The organism is Clostridioides sp. ZZV15-6597, assembly GCF_020657815.1.
Lineage (GTDB): Bacteria > Bacillota > Clostridia > Peptostreptococcales > Peptostreptococcaceae > Clostridioides.
The window spans coordinates 1-18,727 of record NZ_JAGWCT010000040.1; the positions used below are offsets into that span (position 1 = coordinate 1).

16 protein-coding genes and 1 riboswitch are annotated in these 18,727 nt (G+C 27.2%); all 16 genes read left to right on the forward strand.

Annotated features, from left to right (window positions below; all coding sequences use genetic code 11):
- The first annotated feature begins 411 nt into the window (after nt 1–411).
- Nucleotides 412–511, forward strand: a riboswitch (TPP riboswitch).
- A 130-nt stretch (nt 512–641) separates the two neighbouring features.
- The 16 genes from KGF52_RS10645 to KGF52_RS10720 all read left to right on the forward strand — a co-directional run bounded on the left by KGF52_RS10645 (nt 642) and on the right by KGF52_RS10720 (nt 18,681).
- Nucleotides 642–932 (forward strand): MTH1187 family thiamine-binding protein, encoded by a 291-nt coding sequence (locus KGF52_RS10645; RefSeq protein WP_227828002.1) that lies wholly within the window; start codon nt 642–644, stop codon nt 930–932.
- Nucleotides 907–1,677 carry an ABC transporter permease gene (locus KGF52_RS10650; RefSeq protein ID WP_227828003.1) on the forward strand — a complete coding sequence of 257 codons (771 nt, stop codon included), beginning with the start codon at nt 907–909 and terminating at the stop codon, nt 1,675–1,677. Before KGF52_RS10645 ends, KGF52_RS10650 begins: the two co-directional genes overlap by 26 nt.
- A 21-nt stretch (nt 1,678–1,698) precedes the next feature.
- A complete protein-coding gene (locus tag KGF52_RS10655; protein ID WP_227840155.1) occupies nt 1,699–2,718 on the forward strand; it encodes an ABC transporter substrate-binding protein in 1,020 nt (339 codons plus the stop codon).
- Nucleotides 2,687–3,421, forward strand: a complete 735-nt coding sequence (locus tag KGF52_RS10660) for an ABC transporter ATP-binding protein (RefSeq protein ID WP_227828005.1) — start codon at nt 2,687–2,689, stop codon at nt 3,419–3,421. Before KGF52_RS10655 ends, KGF52_RS10660 begins: the two co-directional genes overlap by 32 nt.
- A gap of 162 nt (nt 3,422–3,583) precedes the next feature.
- Nucleotides 3,584–6,427: a DNA mismatch repair protein MutS gene (gene mutS / locus KGF52_RS10665; protein WP_227840156.1), complete on the forward strand. Its 2,844-nt coding sequence runs from the start codon at nt 3,584–3,586 to the stop codon at nt 6,425–6,427.
- A gap of 10 nt (nt 6,428–6,437) precedes the next feature.
- The gene (gene mutL / locus KGF52_RS10670) at nt 6,438–8,423 is read left to right on the forward strand and encodes a DNA mismatch repair endonuclease MutL (protein ID WP_227840157.1); all 1,986 of its coding nucleotides are present in this window, start codon (nt 6,438–6,440) and stop codon (nt 8,421–8,423) included.
- Between the two features lie 38 nt (nt 8,424–8,461).
- Complete coding sequence (gene miaA, locus KGF52_RS10675; RefSeq protein WP_227840158.1) at nt 8,462–9,397, forward strand: tRNA (adenosine(37)-N6)-dimethylallyltransferase MiaA; 936 nt, start codon at nt 8,462–8,464, stop codon at nt 9,395–9,397.
- 115 nt (nt 9,398–9,512) lie between these two features.
- On the forward strand, nt 9,513–9,782 hold the full coding sequence (hfq, locus tag KGF52_RS10680) for an RNA chaperone Hfq (RefSeq protein ID WP_169466998.1): 270 nt from the start codon (nt 9,513–9,515) through the stop codon (nt 9,780–9,782).
- Nucleotides 9,783–9,905: 123 nt separating this feature from the next.
- Nucleotides 9,906–11,186 carry a methionine gamma-lyase family protein gene (locus tag KGF52_RS10685; protein ID WP_227840159.1) on the forward strand — a complete coding sequence of 427 codons (1,281 nt, stop codon included), beginning with the start codon at nt 9,906–9,908 and terminating at the stop codon, nt 11,184–11,186.
- A 69-nt stretch (nt 11,187–11,255) separates the two neighbouring features.
- Nucleotides 11,256–12,602 (forward strand): M20 family metallopeptidase, encoded by a 1,347-nt coding sequence (locus KGF52_RS10690; protein WP_227840160.1) that lies wholly within the window; start codon nt 11,256–11,258, stop codon nt 12,600–12,602.
- A 138-nt stretch (nt 12,603–12,740) separates the two neighbouring features.
- Entirely contained in the window at nt 12,741–13,823 is a 1,083-nt protein-coding gene (locus tag KGF52_RS10695) for an SIR2 family protein (protein ID WP_227840161.1), read from the forward strand.
- A gap of 82 nt (nt 13,824–13,905) precedes the next feature.
- Nucleotides 13,906–14,538, forward strand: a complete 633-nt coding sequence (locus KGF52_RS10700; RefSeq protein WP_227840162.1) for a cyclase family protein — start codon at nt 13,906–13,908, stop codon at nt 14,536–14,538.
- A 65-nt stretch (nt 14,539–14,603) separates the two neighbouring features.
- Nucleotides 14,604–15,143: a prolyl-tRNA synthetase associated domain-containing protein gene (locus KGF52_RS10705; protein ID WP_227828091.1), complete on the forward strand. Its 540-nt coding sequence runs from the start codon at nt 14,604–14,606 to the stop codon at nt 15,141–15,143.
- A 49-nt stretch (nt 15,144–15,192) separates the two neighbouring features.
- Nucleotides 15,193–15,879 carry a DUF554 domain-containing protein gene (locus KGF52_RS10710; protein ID WP_227828013.1) on the forward strand — a complete coding sequence of 229 codons (687 nt, stop codon included), beginning with the start codon at nt 15,193–15,195 and terminating at the stop codon, nt 15,877–15,879.
- 182 nt (nt 15,880–16,061) lie between these two features.
- Nucleotides 16,062–16,937, forward strand: a complete 876-nt coding sequence (locus KGF52_RS10715; RefSeq protein ID WP_227828014.1) for a kinase — start codon at nt 16,062–16,064, stop codon at nt 16,935–16,937.
- Between the two features lie 445 nt (nt 16,938–17,382).
- Nucleotides 17,383–18,681 carry an acyl-CoA thioesterase/bile acid-CoA:amino acid N-acyltransferase family protein gene (locus KGF52_RS10720; RefSeq protein WP_227840163.1) on the forward strand — a complete coding sequence of 433 codons (1,299 nt, stop codon included), beginning with the start codon at nt 17,383–17,385 and terminating at the stop codon, nt 18,679–18,681.
- The last annotated feature ends 46 nt before the right edge of the window (nt 18,682–18,727 follow it).

Sequence of the window (18,727 nt, forward strand, 5' to 3'; positions counted from 1 at the left end):
AATTAAATATAAAAGTTATTTTGTCCTTTAAAAATAAAACATACAAGTAAATTATGTAATAAAGCTTATTGTGTAAAAGGAACTGTAAATTTATATTATTAATTTATTTGAATTATATTGATGAAGTAACACAAACTTAATCAATAAGAAGTGGTCAATATATTAAAAAGAGTATAGATAATCAATATATGTGTATAAAAATCTATTATATCAAAAATAATAGTATCGACAGAATAAAGTTATAGTAAGTAAAAGAGGGTTACTGAAATTTTAAAAAAATTAGTGAGGATAAAGATAATAAATCATAAACTATTATATAGTTTTGTAAATTTTAATACAGATAAAATATATAATATAAATAAAAAATTTGTTAAAATATAATAAGTGTAGTATAATCAAGTAGAAAAGATATAATATATTTCGGGGAGCTAATACGCTGAGAGGAGATTTTATCTCGACCCTTTGAACCTGTTTGGATAATGCCAGTGTAGGGAGACCAGTAAAGATAAAAATAAGTCTTATCCTATTTTGGATAAGACTTTTATTTTATTTAAATATACTATGTTTTTATCTATTAAATATTTTAATAAAAAACAAAATATACCTAGTAGGTATTAATTATTTTAAAAGGAGTGATTTAAATGGTAATTGCAGACATAGCAGTAATGCCACTAAGACCTTACAAAGGTGAAGAAGAAATGTATAAAGTAGTAGATGCTTGTATAGCAGAAATTGAAAACAGCGGTTTAAAATGTGAAATAGGAGCAATGAGTACTACTGTTGAAGGTGATTTTGATGAAGTTTTTGAACTCCTAAAAAAAGTGCATAAAATCCCTTTTAATCTTGGATGTGAAAGAGTTATAACAGTAGCTAGAGTAGATGAAAAAGCTGGGGGTTTAACTATAGATGAGAAACTTAGAAATCATAGATAAAGTCAAAAATAGTATATATCCAATAGCAACATTTTTATTTATACTTATTTTTTGGCAATCTGTGGTAGAAGTTTTAAAGGTTCCTCAATATATACTACCTACACCAATAGATATAATTAATGTATTTTTTAAAGATTATCAAAATTTATCCATGCATGCCATGGTTACTATAGGGGAAGCAATATTTGGATTTATAGTTGCAATAATAATATCTTTAATAATTGGAATATTAATGGATTTTGTATTGATAATAAAAAAATGTCTTTATCCTATTATGTTAGTGACTCAAATGATACCTACAATAATAATAGCTCCACTTTTTATGATTTGGTTTGGCTTTGGGACAATGCCAAAAATATTGATGGTAACGCTTACTTGTTTTTTTCCTATATTAATAAGTTTTGTAGATGGTATTGAGAATATTGATAAAGATTATTTAAATTTGTTTAAGACTATGAATTCAAATAAGATTAATACTTTTATTCATCTTAAATTTCCTATGTCAATGGATAAATTTTTTTCTGGACTTAAAATATCGGCTACTTATGCTGTAATGGCAGCAACTGTTGCAGAGTGGTTAGGTGGAACTAAAGGTCTTGGTGTTTATATGCTAAGGTCAAAAAGTGCATATGCACTTGATAAAGTATTTGCATCTACTATATTAGTAGTTATATTTAGTTTAATATTTGTAGGAATTGTACAAGCTATAAAAAAAGTTGTTATAAAACATAGATTAGAAGATTAAATGTATTTGAGGGAGGATATTATGAATTTCAAAAAATTAGGAATATTAGGTTTAGTAAGTGCTCTTATATTAGCAACAATAACTGGATGTTCTTCTGGAAATAATAGTGATAAAGACAAAAAAAATAGTAAAGATACTTCTTCTAAAAAAGTGACTTTTGTACTTGATTGGACACCAAATACGAATCATACTGGATTATTTGTGGCACTTGATAAAGGTTACTATAAAGAAGAAGGCTTGAATGTTGAAATAGTACAACCACCTGAAAGTGGAGCTGAGACTTTAGTAGCAACAGGAAAAGCTGACTTTGGTATAAGTTATCAAGAGCAAGTCACTTATGCAAAAACTAGTGAAGACCCACTTCCAATAAAAGCTGTGGCGACTGTTATACAACACAATACTTCTGGATTTGCATCTCCAAAAGAAAAAAATATAACTACAGCAAAAGATTTTGAAGGAAAAACTTATGGAGGCTGGGGTTCTCCATCAGAAGAAGCTGTTTTCAAAGCAGTTATGAATAAAAATGGAGCTGACTTTAATAAATTAAAAATAGTTAATACTGGTCAAGATGATTTCTTTGCAGCTATGAAAACTGTAGATTTTGCATGGATATTTGAAGGTTGGGATGTAGTTAAAGCTAATTTAATTGATTATGATTTAAACTTTATACCAGTAAAAGACTTAGATGAAAGATTAGACTATTATACACCACTTATAATTTCTAATGATACTGTGCTTAAAGACAACCCAGAACTTGCTAAGAAATTCTTAAAAGCTACAACAAAAGGTTATGAATATGCAATAAAAAACCCTGAAGATGCTGCAAAAATTTTAGTAAAGCATGCTCCTGAAGTAGATGAAAAATTAGCAATAAAGAGTCAAGAATACTTAGCAAGTAAATATAAAGATGATGCACCAAGATGGGGAGAAATGAAAGATAGTGTATGGAATAACTATACATCATTCTTAAAAGAATATAAATTAATAGATAAGGATATGAAGGCAAGTGATGCTTACACAAATGAATTCTTACCACAATAAAAAAGCAAAAATATCTATAGAAAATGTATCAAAGACATATAAAGATGTAGATGTTTTAAAAGATATAAGTATTGATGTTTATGAAGGCGAATTTGTTTCTATATTGGGGCCAAGCGGATGTGGAAAAAGTACTATCTTTAACATCATAACTCAATTGACAGACTATAATAGTGGTATGGTAAACATAAATGGTAATTATAGTTACATGTATCAAAAAGATTTACTTTTACCATATAAAACTATAATAGATAATGTATCTCTTCCACTGGTACTAAAAAAAGAAAAAAAGGGCAAAGCTAGGTCTATGGTAAAACACTATTTTGAGGTTTTTGGTTTGGAAGGATATGAGTATAAATATCCAGCAGAACTTTCCGGAGGTATGAGACAAAGAGCTAATTTTTTGAGGACTTTTATAAATTCTAATGACATAATGCTTTTAGATGAACCTTTTGGTGCACTCGATTCATTAACTAAAACATCTATGCAAAAATGGCTTTTAGATGTTAAGAAAAAAGTAAATTCAACGATACTTCTTATAACTCATGATATTGATGAAGCTATAATGTTATCAAATAGAATCTATGTTATCTCAAAAAAACCATCAATAGTAAAAAAAGAATTTATCATAGATAATAGAAATATAAATGAAGATAATCTTGAAAATGTTATTAAACTGAAAAAAGAGATAATATCTTTATTATAAAATTCTATACGTTTTTACTTAGTGATTATTAAACTTAACAATCCAAAGTGCAATTAGCATTTTGGATTGTTTTTTAGTTATACGTCAAAATTTTATATATTATGTTAATAATAATCATCTACTATGATATAATATTTAATTAGAAAAGAAGGAGGTTTAATAATGCAAATAGATATGAATAAATTAACTCCTATGATGAAACAGTATCTTGAAGTAAAAAATAGGTATAAAGATTGTATACTGTTTTTTAGATTGGGAGATTTTTATGAAATGTTTTTTGAAGATGCATTAGTAGCTTCAAAAGCTCTTGAAATAGCATTAACAGGGAAAGCCTGTGGTTTAGAAGAACGTGCTCCTATGTGTGGAGTGCCATTTCACTCAGCCAATTCATATATATCGAAGTTAGTAGAAAATGGATATAAAGTAGCAATAGGTGAGCAAATGGAAGACCCATCTACTGCAAAAGGAATTGTTAGGAGAGAGGTCATAAGGGTTATTACTCCTGGAACAGTTCTAGATGGAAATCTACTTGAAAATAAAAAAAATAATTATTTATTATCTTTATACAAAGATGATGCCAATATAGGTCTAACTTATGTAGATATAAGTACAGGAGAAACTAATGCAACTTATCTAAATGAAGATAAAGTAATAGAAGAAATTGCAAAAATTCATCCTACAGAAATAATTGTAAATGATTTGAATTTTATAGAAAAACTTAGAGATATAGCTACTGTAAGCAACATATACATAAATGAAAGTTTTAGTGACAACTATTTAGATATAAATATATTAAAAGAATATTTTCCAGATGTTTATCTACAAAAATTAAAGTTTGATGATAAGGGTCTTATAAAATCGAGTTTATCAATTCTTCTAAATTATATATATAACACTCAAAAGCAGATAACATCCAATATTAACAATATAAATATATACAATTCATCAGAGTACATGGTCTTAGATATGTTTACTAGAACTAATTTAGAACTTACTCAGACTATAAGAGGAAACAAAAAGAAAGGTTCACTATTACATGTTTTAGATAAAACATCTACTGCAATGGGAGGAAGGCTTCTAAGAAAATATGTAGAAGAGCCTCTGATAAATAAATCTAAAATTGAAAATAGATTAAATGTAATAGAAGAAATAAAAGATGATTTTATACTAAGAGAAGACTTAAACGATATACTTAAAAATATATATGATATAGAAAGAATATGTGGGAAAATAGCATTTGAAAGAGTAACACCAAAAGAATTAGTTCACTTAAAAAATTCAGTAGAAAAATTACCAAATCTAAAAGACACAATAGACTTATCAAATGCAAATAGATTAAAAGAGTATGTATCAAAAATGGACAAGTTGGATGATATATACAGTTTAATAGATGAAGCCATTTTGGAAGAACCTACAATAACTATAAAAGATGGGAATATAATTAAATCTGATTTTAGTGATGAACTTAAAGAATTGAGAGATATTTCTAAAAATGGTGCTTTTCTTGTAAAAGAAATAGAAAATAGAGAAAGAGAAAAAACAGGAGTTAAATCATTAAAAATAGGATTTAATAAAGTATTTGGATATTATATAGAAATAACAAAGGCCAACTTTAAACAAGCAAAACTAGATGAGACATATATAAGAAAGCAGACACTTAGTAATGCAGAGAGATATATAACTCCAGAGTTAAAAGAAATAGAAGAAAAGATACTACATGCTGAAGAGAAAATTAAATCTCTAGAATATGAGATATTTGTAAGTATAAGAGATACTATATATAAAAATATAGACAGAATACAAAAAGTAGCTAAGATTATAGCTAATATAGACGTTTTCGTATCTTTGGCAACTGTTGCTCACATGAACAACTATATAAAACCACAGATAAACGAAAATAATAAACTTGATATAAGAAATGGTAGGCATCCAGTTGTTGAAAATATAGTAGGTGAAGAAAATTTCGTTCCAAATGATACATATTTAAATCGTGGAGAAAACATCATTAACATAATAACTGGTCCTAATATGTCTGGTAAATCAACATATATGAGACAAACTGCTATAATAGCACTTATGGCACATATAGGTTCTTTTGTTCCAGCAGAATATGCTAATGTACCAATATTAGATAGAATATTTACAAGAGTAGGGGCTAGTGATGATTTATCTCAAGGTCAGTCTACTTTTATGGTAGAGATGAATGAGGTCTCTCTTATATTAAAAAATGCTACCGAAAGAAGTTTAGTTATTTTAGATGAAATAGGACGTGGAACCAGTACTTATGATGGTATAAGTTTAGCATGGTCAATAGTAGAATATATTCAAAAGAATATTAGATGTAAGACACTATTTGCAACACATTATCATGAACTTACTGATTTAGAAGAAGAATTTAAAGAGGTTAAAAATTATTCAATAGCAGTTAAAGAAGATGGAGAGGGAATAATATTTTTAAGAAAAATAATTTCTCAAGGTGCAGATAAGAGTTATGGAATCTATGTTGCTAAATTAGCTAAATTGCCAGATGAAGTCATAGATAGAGCAAAATATATACTTAAGGATTTGGAAAAAAATCATGTTTATAACAGTGTCGCAATAAATGGAGATAAAGAAAAAACTACTGTGATTAATAATGATTTAGATGAAGAACTGCTTAAGGTAAATCAGAGCAATTTTAAAAATAAATACGAATCTCTAAAAATAGAACATGAGCTTATAGTAAAAGACTATAAACATATGAAAAAGGATTATGATAAACTAAATTCTAAGTTTAAAACATTAAACGATGAAGTTAGTTCAATGAAGAAAAAGGATAATAAAGAAGAAAGTGATAAAGAAGATTCTGTAAAGGAAGTTGCACTAACTCAAATATCTTTTGATAGTGTAAAGATAGATGTATTGTCAGAAGAAATTTTAAACTTAGATATTTTAAATATGACTCCATTAGATGCTATAAATTCTCTTTACAGTCTTCAAAAAAAAGCAAAAGAAATAAAATCTTAGAGGTGTAAAAATGAAAAATATAATTAACATCCTAGATGATTTGACTATAAATAAAATAGCAGCAGGAGAAGTAGTAGAAAGACCATCTTCTGCATTAAAAGAATTAATTGAGAATTCTATTGATGCAGGTGCAAATAAGATTTCTATAGATATCATTGATGGAGGAAAAACTTTAATTAAAATCACAGATAATGGAATAGGAATACCTTCAAGTGAAGTTGAGAAATCCTTTTTAAGACATGCTACTAGTAAGATAAAAAAAATTGATGATTTATATGATTTGTACTCTCTTGGATTTAGAGGAGAAGCATTAGCATCTATTTCAGCTATATCAAAATTAGAAATGATTACTAAGACCAAGGATGAAATGGTTGGAACGAAAATATTTGTAGAAGGTGGAAAAATAGTCTCAAAGGAGCCAATTGGTTCTACTAATGGTACAACAATCATTATAAAAGAGATTTTCTTTAATACACCAGCAAGACAGAAATTTTTAAAATCTACTCATGCAGAAACTATAAACATAAGTGATTTGATAAATAAGCTTGCAATAGGCAATCCTAATGTCCAATTTAAATATACAAATAATAATAAACAAATGTTAAATACTCCAGGTGATGGAAAGCTTATAAATACTATTAGGAGTATATATGGAAAAGAAATAACAGAAAACCTAATAAATATAGAATTTAAATGCAATCACTTTAAAATTGATGGCTATATAGGAAATAATAACATCTATCGTTCCAATAAAAATTTGCAACATATCTATATAAATAAAAGGTTTGTAAAAAGTAAAATAATTATAGATGCAATAACTGAAAGTTATAAATCTATAATTCCAATAGGTAAGCATGCTGTTTGTTTCTTAAATATAGAAGTAGACCCAGCATGTATTGATGTAAATATACATCCTAATAAGCTTGAAGTTAAATTTGAAAAAGAACAAGAAGTGTATATAGAACTAAGAGATTTTTTAAAAGTTAAATTAATACATTCTAACCTTATTGGAAAGTATGCTACGTATAATGATAAGAAAACGCAGCCTCGAATTGCTATTAATAATAGAGAAAAAAGTATAGATTATGAATTTAAAAATAATAATTTCGTTGAAGCTAATTCAAAAAATAATAATACAACTAAAGAGAAAGATGAATTTATTGAAGTTGTAAGTTTATCAAGTGAAAAACCAATAGATGAATTTCCTTCTGTAAGTGAAGTTTTAAATGCAAATATAGAAAATGAATTAAAAAATACGGGCTATTTAGGAGAAGAGGTTGTAAATGACAATATACAAGAAGAATTTCAAGTTGATAGGCCTAAACAAATTGATAGTTCTAAAAATGAAGACAGTCATTATTTAGAAAAAAGTATTAAAGACAGCGAAGAGGAGTATTTAACTAATTCAAAACGTAAATTTTCCTTATATGGATATTCTGTAATTGGGGTTGTATTTAATACTTATATAATCCTAAGTAAAGATGATTCTATGTATTTGCTAGACCAACATGCTGCACATGAAAGAGTTTTGTATGAGAGATATATGGATAAGTTCTATAGACAAGATATCAATATGCAAATACTTTTAGACCCAGTAATTCTTGAAGTATCAAATGTAGACATGCTTCAAATTGAAAATAATTTAGAGTTATTTATGAAATTTGGTTTTGAATTAGAAGTTTTTGGCAACAATCATGTAATGATAAGATGTGTTCCAACTATATTTGGAATTCCAGAAACTGAAAAGTTTATACTTCAAATAATTGATAATATAGATGAGATTACAAGTAATTATGATTTAAAAGGTGAGAGATTTGCATCAATGGCATGTAGATCTGCAATAAAAGCAAACGATAAAATATATGATATTGAGATAAAAAGCTTATTGGAACAATTAGAAAATTGTGAGAATCCTTTTACGTGTCCTCATGGAAGACCAATAATGGTTGAAATTTCTAAGACCGAAATAGAAAAAATGTTTAAAAGAATTATGTAAAATATTTTGGATAGTTAAAATACATGGAAAGGAATGTTATGAAAAAAATACCACTTATAATACTTACAGGTCCAACTGCTGTTGGAAAGACTGATTTGTCAATAAAGTTAGCAAAAGATATGGATGCAGAGATAATCTCAGCAGATTCTATGCAAATATATAAATATATGGATATTGGAAGTGCAAAAGTTACTTCAGAGGAAATGCAAGGAGTAAAGCATTATCTTATAGATGAGGTTAAACCTGACTATCCATTTTCAGTTTCAGAATTTCAACAAAGAGCAAAAAAATATATATCTGAAATAAATCAAAAAGGAAAGTGTGTTTTAGTGACTGGAGGAACTGGTCTTTATCTGAATTCTTTAATATACAATATGGATTTTGCAAAATCTGATGCTAACAATGAATTAAGAGAAGAACTTCAAAAACAACTTCTTGAGAATGGAATAGATTACATGCATGATAAATTAAAATCACTTGATGAAGAAGCTGCTGATAGAATTCATAAAAACAATACAAAGAGAGTTATAAGAGCGCTTGAAGTTTGTCTAAGCGGTAAGAAAATGAATGACTTTTCAAGTGACTTAAAATTTAATGACGATTATCAACCTATAATAATAGTTTTGAATAGAGATAGAGAGCATTTGTATGAAAGAATAAATATGAGAGTTGATATTATGCTAGAGAGTGGTTTGGTTGAAGAAGTTAAAAAACTCTTAAGCATGGGATTTAAAAAAGACATGATATCAATGCAAGGTATAGGATACAAAGAGATATTGAAGTATTTAGATGGAGAATATACATATAAAGAAGCCATTGAAATAATAAAAAGGGATTCTAGAAGGTATGCAAAACGTCAGATAACTTGGTTTAAAAGATATGAAACGGCAAAATGGTTTGATTTGGATAAATATGAAGATATAGATTTATTAAAAAATGAAATAATTATATATATTAAAAATTCTATAAAATAATATATATAAATTTTTAAGTATACAACTTCATATTGAAAATTTACCATAACTTATATAGAATATAAGATAGGAATATTTTAGATGTTCAATTTAATCTTGGGAGGGTACAAATCTAATGAAAAATACAGTTTTAAATTTACAAGATTTGTTTTTAAATAATGCTAGGAAAGAAAGGATACCTGTTACTATATATTTAGTCAATGGAGTGCAAGTCAAAGGGCTTGTAAAAGGATTTGACAGTTATATAATATTGATAGAAGGGGACAATAGACAACAAAACATGATTTATAAACATGCTGTTTCGACTATACAACCTGGTAAATATATTAATTTAACTAATCAAAATCAAAATAATAATAATAATAACAACAATAACAATAGATAATTAATTTAATTTAAGATAATTAAAAGGAGACTTATGCTAACTTATAAACTATAATTTATTTGTTTTAGTAAAATAGTCTCCTTTGACATGTTTAAATAAAATAACAAAGAGACAGGTGATAAAATGCTTAATGAGACAAAAGAATTACTGAAAGATTACTATGGTGTAGATGAAGATACTTTTAAACTATCACAAGAAACAATGGAAGATATAAAATATAAGTTTGAGGAAATAAAAGAAATAAGAGAATACAATCAATATAAAGTTTTAAAAGCTATGCAAGAATCTAAATTAAGTGACATGCATTTTAATTGGACCACAGGATATGGATATAATGATATTGGACGTGAAAAAATAGAGGAAATTTATTCCAAAGTTTTTAATACAGAAGATGCTCTTGTAAGACCAATAATTGTAAATGGAACACACGCACTTACTTTATGTATACAAGGAATAGTCAGACCAGGAGATGAAATTCTATCTGTTACTGGAAGACCATATGATACTTTAGAGGGTGTTATAGGTATAAGAGAAGAAAAAGGTTCTTTAAAAGAATATGGTGTTACATATGATGATGTAGATTTTTTAGAAGATGGAAATTTGGATTTAGAAGGAATTAAAAGAAAAATAAATGATAAAACTAAACTTGTTATGATACAAAGGTCAAAAGGGTATTCTTGGAGAAAATCACTTTCAATTAGTGATATAAAGGAAGCCATTGATGTAATAAAATCTGTTAAACTAGAAGTTATAGTAATGGTTGACAACTGTTATGGTGAGTTTCTAGATACTAAAGAACCAACTGATGTTGGAGCAGATGTTATGGCTGGTTCTCTAATAAAAAATCCTGGAGGTGGACTTGCATTAACAGGTGGGTATATAGCTGGTAGAAAAGATTTAATTGAACTTATATCATATAGAATGACTTCTCCTGGAATAGGTAAAGAATGTGGTCTTACCTTTGGAACTACTAGAAATGTTCTTCAAGGATTTTTCTTAGCACCATATGTAGTATCTCAAGCTGTAATGGGCGCTATATTTTGTTCAAGAGCTTTTGAAAAATTAGGATATGATGTATTGCCAAAATATGATGATTTAAGAAGTGATATTATTCAGTGTGTTAGACTTAATAGTGGTGATGAAGTCATAAGTTTTTGTCAAGGAATACAAGAAGCTGCTCCAGTTGATTCTTATGTTAAACCTGTGCCTTGGGATATGCCTGGATATGAAAGTGAAGTTATAATGGCAGCAGGAGCATTTATACAAGGTTCTTCCATAGAATTAAGTGCAGATGCTCCAATAAGACCTCCTTACAATGTTTATTTCCAAGGAGGGCTTACATTTGACCATTCTAAAATGGGTACTTTAAAAGCAATTGAATTTATAAAAAAACTAAAAAAGTAAGCATATTTTTCTTTTAAAAGGTCAAAATATTTACTAGTATATTATGATGAGAATTGAAGGGTGATAATTATGAAAGAACAAATTAAAGAAAAAGTAAGTTCCCTACAAGATGAAATGATTTCTTCAATACAAGAAAGTGTAAAAATACCTAGTGTTATATCTGAGCCAACTGAAAATTTCCCATTTGGGGAAAATATAGATAAGGCTTTAAGAGGTATTTTAGACTTATGTAAATCTTTAGGGTTTAAAACAGTATATAAAGATGGATATTATGGCTATGCAGAAATAGGACAAGGTGAAAAAATGATAGGTATACTTGGTCATGTTGATGTAGTTCCAGAAGGTGACTTAGAAAGCTGGAATTATCCTCCATTTGAAGGTGTTTTAGAAGATGGTAAATTATATGGAAGAGGAACACAAGATGATAAAGGACCTACAATATCAGCAATTTATGCAGTAAAAGCTCTTATGGATTTAAATATAGATTTAAATAAGAGAATAAGATTCATTTTTGGAGCTGATGAAGAAAATCTTTGGAGATGTATAAATAAATACAAAGAAAATAATGAAGACGTACCAGACTATGGATTTACTCCTGATTCTAGATTCCCAATAACAAATGCAGAAAAAGGTCTTTTACAAGTTCATTTAACATGTGATAGTAAAAGTGATATAGAATTATCAGTTGGGAAGGCTTTAAATGCAGTTCCAGGAAAAGCAGTTTATATTGGAAAATATTCTGATAAGTTAAAAAAAGAATTAGATAAATTAGGTTTTGAATACACTGTTGAAGGTAATAAAATATGTATAATAGGAAAAAGTGTTCATTCAGCAGCCAGTGATACTGGTATAAATGCAGTAGCTAGACTTTGTATAGCTCTTAATAATATAGGGATAGATTCTAATATAATTAAGTTTTTAGGAGAAGTTATTGGTGAAGATGCTAATGGAAACAATATAGTTCCTAATTGCAAGGATGATGTGTCAGGAAAATTAACAGTAAATATAGGTAAAGTAACTATCGATAGTAAAAAAGAATTTGCTGGAATTGATGTAAGAATTCCTGTAACATATAAAAAAGATGACTTTGTAAAAGAACTAAAGAAAATAACAGATAAATATAATTTAGATTATAAAGAATATGATTTCTTAGATTCAATTTATGTTCCAGAAGATACACTTCTTGTTAAAACATTGAGAAAAGTATATGAAGAGGAAACTGGTCTTGATGGAACACCTCTTTCATCTGGAGGAGCAACTTATGCAAGAGCTTTAGACAATTGTGTTGCTTTTGGAGCTATTTTCCCAGGGAAACCAGAAACAGAGCATCAAGCTAATGAACATTTGATAGTAGAAGATATTGTAAAAGCTGCTCAAATATATGCTCTTTCTATTTATGAATTATTAAAGATTTAAATATAAATATAAAGCTGTCTTGTAATAGGATTTTTTCTAGTAAAAGACAGCTTTATTATTGTATTATTAAATAGGTTAATAAGATAAATATTTAATAGATATAAAAAATAATAGTAATGTTTATATAGGAGGAATTATATGAAAATAGCTATATTTTTGGGAGCAGGAGCATCAGCTGCAGAAAACTTACCTATTCAAAATGAATTATTTAGTGAATACTTTAAGAAATTAAAACCTAAAAATTATGATACTGATATGAATAGAGAATTGTATGCTTTTTTTAAACAAATGTTTAATATTGACATAAGAAAAGATAATCTAGATAATGCAAATTTTCCAACATTTGAAGAAGTTTTAGGGCTTTTAGATTTAGCAGAACAAAGAAGAGAAGGATTTAGAAATTTTGGACTTGAAAATTTAAATAATAGGAGTGATAGTATACGTTTTTTGAGACAGTATTTAATACTGTTGATGGCTGAAGCAATCCATAACACACCTAGAACAGATAATAAATATCACAAACTTTTAGTTGAAAATCTTTTACAAGATGATTTACTCCTTGATACAACTTTTATTAGTGCAAATTATGATATACATATAGACAATACAGTTACTGGTTTAAGAGATAAAGATAATTTGCCTATTATGCTTGATTATGGTGTAGAATTTACTAATTTTAAGGAAGAATTAAACTGGAGAAAACCAAAAGAACCATTAATTAAACTCTATAAGATACATGGTTCATTGAACTGGCTTTACTGTCCCATTTGTAACAGTTTAACTCTTACACCACATGAAGGTGGTGTTATGAAACTAATTGAAAACAGTTCAGAGACAAAATGTCTAGAATGCAATGAATTGACAGAACCTATTATAGTTCCACCAACATATTTTAAGAATATGTCAAATATATTTTTAAGTAATGTATGGAATGAAACAGAAAAAACTTTAAGAGATACTGACCTTTTAATATTTTGTGGATATTCATTTCCTGAAGCTGATATGCATATAAAATATATGTTAAAGAGAGTTCAGACAAATCGAAAAAAAGCCCCACTTAAAATAATGGTTTTTAACAATCATTCACAAAAACAAAGGATTACTTTAAAGAAAGAAGAAAGAAGATATAAACGTTTTTTGGGAGAAGATATTATATTTACTGATAATTCTTTTCAAGATTTTTCTATGAATCCATTAAATTTTATAAAAAGTATATATTAATTTGGCAATAATAGGATAAAATCCAATAGAAATAAAGTGAATTTAGGTATATAATAGAAAATAAAACATAGGGGGTATAAAAATGAAGGTTTTTGATTTAACTCATGTGACACACAATGATATGCCTGTATATGCAGAGCCTAATAGACCAGATATAAAAAAAGTAGCTATTATTGAAGAAAATGGATATCAAGAAACATTAATCAGTGTATTTTCTCACAATGGAACTCATATGGATTCACCAAAACATATGTATACTAAAGGGGAATCCTTAGATACATTGGATATAGAAAATTTTGTTGGTCAGGCTTATGTATTAGAACTTGAGCAAGGAAGCAAAAATATAGAATTGGAATATCTAAAAAAATATGAAGATGAAATAAAAAGTAGTGAGTTTATAATATTTAAATCAGGCTGGTCAAAGTTTTGGGATAAAAAACAATATTATTTAGGTTATCCTACTTTAACAGAAGAGGCTGCACACTATATAGCTGATAGTAATATAAAAGGAATAGGGATTGATATGTTGTCAGTAGATAGATATGATACATTAGCGTTTGAAGTGCATCATATTTTATTTGAAAAAGGTAAAATAATAATAGAAAATCTTACAAATTTAGAAGCTGTGCCAGAAAGATTTTTATTTATAGCAGCTCCATTTAAGTATAATGATGCTGATGGTGCTCCAGTAAGAGCAATAGCCATAGTAGAATAATATTTTACTATAAAATAAAGTGACATAGGTGTAATATACAAAGTATTAAAGGAGATTATAGTATGATGAGTGATTTAAAAGATAAAATGACAGAATTATCAGATGAAAATGAATTAAATTTAAATGAAACTAAAATATACAATGTATTAGATAAATTAAATATTAAATATGAGGTAGTAGAACATGAAGCTGTATATACAGCAGAACAGTTAGTAATTTTAAATGATATAACAAAAGGATGTCAGTGTAAAAATTTATTTTTAAGAAATGCTAAAGGAAATAAATACTATCTAATTGTAGTTAGAGGGGATAAACATGTTGATTTAAATTCAGTTAAAGAAAAAATAGGAAGTTCTAGGTTATCATTTGCTTCGCCTGAAAGATTATACAATGTACTTAAACTTCTTCCTGGAAGTGTAAATCCTTTTTCATTGGTAAATGATACAGAAAGAAAAGTAGAGCTTTACATAGATGAGGATGTAATTAAAGAAGAGTATTTAAATTTTCATCCGAATATAAATACTAAAACTGTAAACATATCTAGAAAGGGCTTTGAAGAATTTTTGGAATATTTAAAATATCCAATACAAAGTATTGATGTTTAAGTTTTGATAATGGGAGCAAATTTTAATTAGCTAATCGAGGGGAGAAAAAATGTTTGGAGTAATAGCAAATAGTCTAGCAATTGCAGGAGGATGTATAGTAGGTCTTATAATCAAAGGAGGATTACCTCAAAGAGTAAGTGATACTATAATGAATGGAATTGCATTATGTGTATTATATATAGGGATATCAGGAGCACTAGAAGGAAAAAATACACTAGTAACGATAATATCTATAGCTTTAGGGGCTTTAATAGGAGAATTAATAGATATTGATAAATGGGTAAATAAATTAGGGGCATTTTTACAGAGTAGATTTTCTAAAGGCAACAAAAAAGATTCTATTGCTGAAGGTTTTATATCATCTAGTTTGTTATTTTGCATAGGGGCTATGGCAGTAGTTGGTTCATTAGAAAGTGGACTTACAGGAAGCCATGATACTCTATTTGTAAAATCAGTAATAGATGGGATAGCTTCTATTATATTTACGGCTTCTTTAGGTATAGGTGTAATGTTTTCTGCTGTATCTGTATTTTTATATGAAGGTATTATATGTTTAGGGGCATCATTCTTAAATGGATTTTTAAGTGATCCTGTAGTTACAGAAATGACAGCTGCAGGAAGTTTATTAATTATAGGTCTTGGTTTAAATGTACTTAAGCTAACAAATATAAAGGTAGCAAATCTTTTACCAGCTATATTTATGCCAATATTATTTGGTGTGTTTGGATTAATCTAGAAATTAAAAACTTAAAGTTTGTCTAAATTTTTTAAAAACTTTAGACAAATTTTTTATTTAGAAGGAAAATGGCTTTTATCATCAAATTAATAATTATAGTAGAAATAAGTTTAATATTATGATTATAAAGTTTATATTAAATTTATTTTATTGATGAAACTAATGGGGGAGGTTAAAACTCAATGATTACATTTGATGTAAATGGAGCTATTATCAGGTTTGATGATACAAAAAATAATTATAATAAGATAAGAAAAATTTTTAAATTGTATGCTTTAGAAATTTCTAAAAACTTTGAGAGAGATTGTTTAAATAATTTTCAAAATCTAAAACAAATATCAGATAGAGGTCTAAATCTAGGAGAAAAATATATAGAGGAATCTTTTAAGAAAGGAATCGAGACTATAGTGAGTTTTGGAATTATAACTATAGATATTGATACCTTTAAAAGTGTTTATTGTGAAAAATATTTAGATTTTAAAAGGCTTTTTAATAACTTAAATAAAACTTTTATTATACCAAATAAGAATAAAAAAAATAATTATGCAAATTTTTTAGAAATCGAATCTACAGTAAAAAAAATGAGTAATTATTTGTATAATGATTGTTTCAAAATTCATTATGCTGTTATAGATGCTCTTATAGAAAATAGAGTCAGTGAAGTCCATTCTTATATTGATGAGGAATCTATAAAAAAATCTAATGCCTTATTTAATAATTATAAAGATGGTTTTATTGGAAAAGCAGATGAGTGTAAGGTTGTAAAACAAATAATAACATTAAATCCATATAGAGAAGACGTATACGAATTTTTGGTAAAAGAGGATGGTGATTTTAGTAAAGAGATTGAAAGATTAACTGAGTTTTTAGGATATGATATAAAAGAATATAAGGCTTCCTTAATGGACCTTTATATAAATGAACTAGTAGAGAGCGATGAAAGTGATGCTGAAAATGCAAGAGAGAAGATTGAAAAGTATGCTAAGTATATTGGATGTAGTGATGAAAATCTATATATAGCAAGAGTTAATGCCATATACACTTTTGCCAATGCATAAATTTTATATAATCTGTAAATAAAAAAATATATGATTGTACTAAAATTTTAAATAAAAAATACTTGTTAAGCTTACTAAAAAATAATTTATATTTTCTAGATAAAAACCATTCCTTTAAAGGTGTGGTTTTTTATTTTTTCAGCTATATTCTATCTAACTTATTAAAGAAAATTTCTATGGTATTTTATTAATCATAAAGATTATATTTAAATTTCACTTTTTTTATCATCCAATATAAGTAAAATTTTAAGTTAAAAATAGTTCATATTGTTAAGAGAACTTGAATTAAATAAAAAAGACAATATATTGACTAAATTGATTTGAATTGATATAATAAAATAGTCAACATGATGTCGTATATTTGAATTATTAATAGTCTACTAAAGAAATTTATTTCAAATATATATAACTCATGAACACTAATTATTATATGGAGGAATCAATTATGAAAGTAAATGTGTATGATGTAGAATCACTTGTAGATGATAAAATTAAAGTTATAGTTTCAGACTTAATTCCAAATAGTAAATTAAGAGTATCTATGAAAATGGAATTTCCATGGTGTAAAGGAGAGGAATTTTCATCTTATGGAGTACTTTATTCAAATGAAAAAGGAGAAGTGGATTTAGATTCAATGGAACCTTTAGAAGGGACTTATAAAACGGCTGACTGCATGGGGTTAATTTATTCCCTGAAAAAATCGAAAACTGAAGGTAAAAATTTTGCAGAAAATATATCTATTGATAAACCAATAATCATGAATATGATATTTGAATCTGATATTGAAAGAAAAGAAGTTGAGTTGAAGAGATTGTTTAAAACAGAAGATATTATCACAAAAGACATATCAGATGAATTTATAGGAAAATTATTTTATAAACAAAATTCTAGTAATAAAACAATTTTAGTTTTAGGTGGTTCTGATGGAAATTTAGATGCTTTAGAACTTTTAGCAGCTCCACTTGCATCTAGAGGATTCAATGTACTAACAGTTGCTTATTTTGCTTTAGAAGGATTGCCAAGTAAATTAGAAGAAGTACCATTAGAATACTTTGAAAACGTATTTAAATGGATTAGTGAAAATGAAATCACTAATACTAAAGAACTATTTGTACATGGAACATCAAAAGGTGGCGAGTTAGCACTTTTACTTGCTTCAAGATATAAACAAATTAAAAAAGTAGTAGTATCACAGCCTCATGCGTATTGTTTTCAAGCACTTGATGGACAGATGAATGGAAAAGATACTTCATCATGGTCATATAAAGGTAAGCCACTTCCATATATCAAAGTCGACAATAATATATTTTTTGAAGACCAGAAAAAAGATATAGAAAAAGGAATCCCATTTGGATTTACCAGTACCTATAAGAAAAGCATTGTAAGGGCAGACAATAAAGAAGAAGCCAGAATAAAAGTAGAAAATTCTGAAGCTGATATTCTTATGATTTCTGGAAAAGAAGATAATATTTGGAATAGTTATGATGGTTGTGTAGAAATCATGGAAAAACTTAAAAAAAATAACTACCAATATAATGTGGAACTATTAACATATGATAAGATGGGACATCCTTTACCAATTCCATATATTGTGCCTCTAAAGGAAACTTTATTTGTGAATATGGATGGAGGAATATTTTCTTCAGGAGGAACTGTAGAAGGTAATGCAAAAGGACAGTTTGAATCATGGAAAAGAACTATTGAATTTTATAAAGAACCTTTATCAATCGATATAAAAAAATAAAAATGACTATATTTTTCTATATATGCACAAAATCTATCAATTTTAC

Excerpts from the sequence above, each read along its gene's own strand:
- miaA (WP_227840158.1), top strand. The coding sequence starts at position 8,462 with ATGAAAAAAATACCACTTATAATACTTACAGGTCCAACTGCTGTTGGA.
- KGF52_RS10655 (WP_227840155.1), top strand. The coding sequence starts at position 1,699 with ATGAATTTCAAAAAATTAGGAATATTAGGTTTAGTAAGTGCTCTTATA.
- KGF52_RS10720 (WP_227840163.1), top strand. The coding sequence starts at position 17,383 with ATGAAAGTAAATGTGTATGATGTAGAATCACTTGTAGATGATAAAATT.
- KGF52_RS10650 (WP_227828003.1), top strand. The coding sequence starts at position 907 with ATGAGAAACTTAGAAATCATAGATAAAGTCAAAAATAGTATATATCCA.
- KGF52_RS10645 (WP_227828002.1), top strand. The coding sequence starts at position 642 with ATGGTAATTGCAGACATAGCAGTAATGCCACTAAGACCTTACAAAGGT.
- KGF52_RS10660 (WP_227828005.1), top strand. The coding sequence starts at position 2,687 with ATGCTTACACAAATGAATTCTTACCACAATAAAAAAGCAAAAATATCT.
- KGF52_RS10685 (WP_227840159.1), top strand. The coding sequence starts at position 9,906 with ATGCTTAATGAGACAAAAGAATTACTGAAAGATTACTATGGTGTAGAT.
- KGF52_RS10705 (WP_227828091.1), top strand. The coding sequence starts at position 14,604 with ATGAGTGATTTAAAAGATAAAATGACAGAATTATCAGATGAAAATGAA.
- KGF52_RS10700 (WP_227840162.1), top strand. The coding sequence starts at position 13,906 with ATGAAGGTTTTTGATTTAACTCATGTGACACACAATGATATGCCTGTA.
- mutL (WP_227840157.1), top strand. The coding sequence starts at position 6,438 with ATGAAAAATATAATTAACATCCTAGATGATTTGACTATAAATAAAATA.
- KGF52_RS10710 (WP_227828013.1), top strand. The coding sequence starts at position 15,193 with ATGTTTGGAGTAATAGCAAATAGTCTAGCAATTGCAGGAGGATGTATA.
- KGF52_RS10695 (WP_227840161.1), top strand. The coding sequence starts at position 12,741 with ATGAAAATAGCTATATTTTTGGGAGCAGGAGCATCAGCTGCAGAAAAC.
- hfq (WP_169466998.1), top strand. The coding sequence starts at position 9,513 with ATGAAAAATACAGTTTTAAATTTACAAGATTTGTTTTTAAATAATGCT.
- KGF52_RS10715 (WP_227828014.1), top strand. The coding sequence starts at position 16,062 with ATGATTACATTTGATGTAAATGGAGCTATTATCAGGTTTGATGATACA.
- mutS (WP_227840156.1), top strand. The coding sequence starts at position 3,584 with ATGCAAATAGATATGAATAAATTAACTCCTATGATGAAACAGTATCTT.
- KGF52_RS10690 (WP_227840160.1), top strand. The coding sequence starts at position 11,256 with ATGAAAGAACAAATTAAAGAAAAAGTAAGTTCCCTACAAGATGAAATG.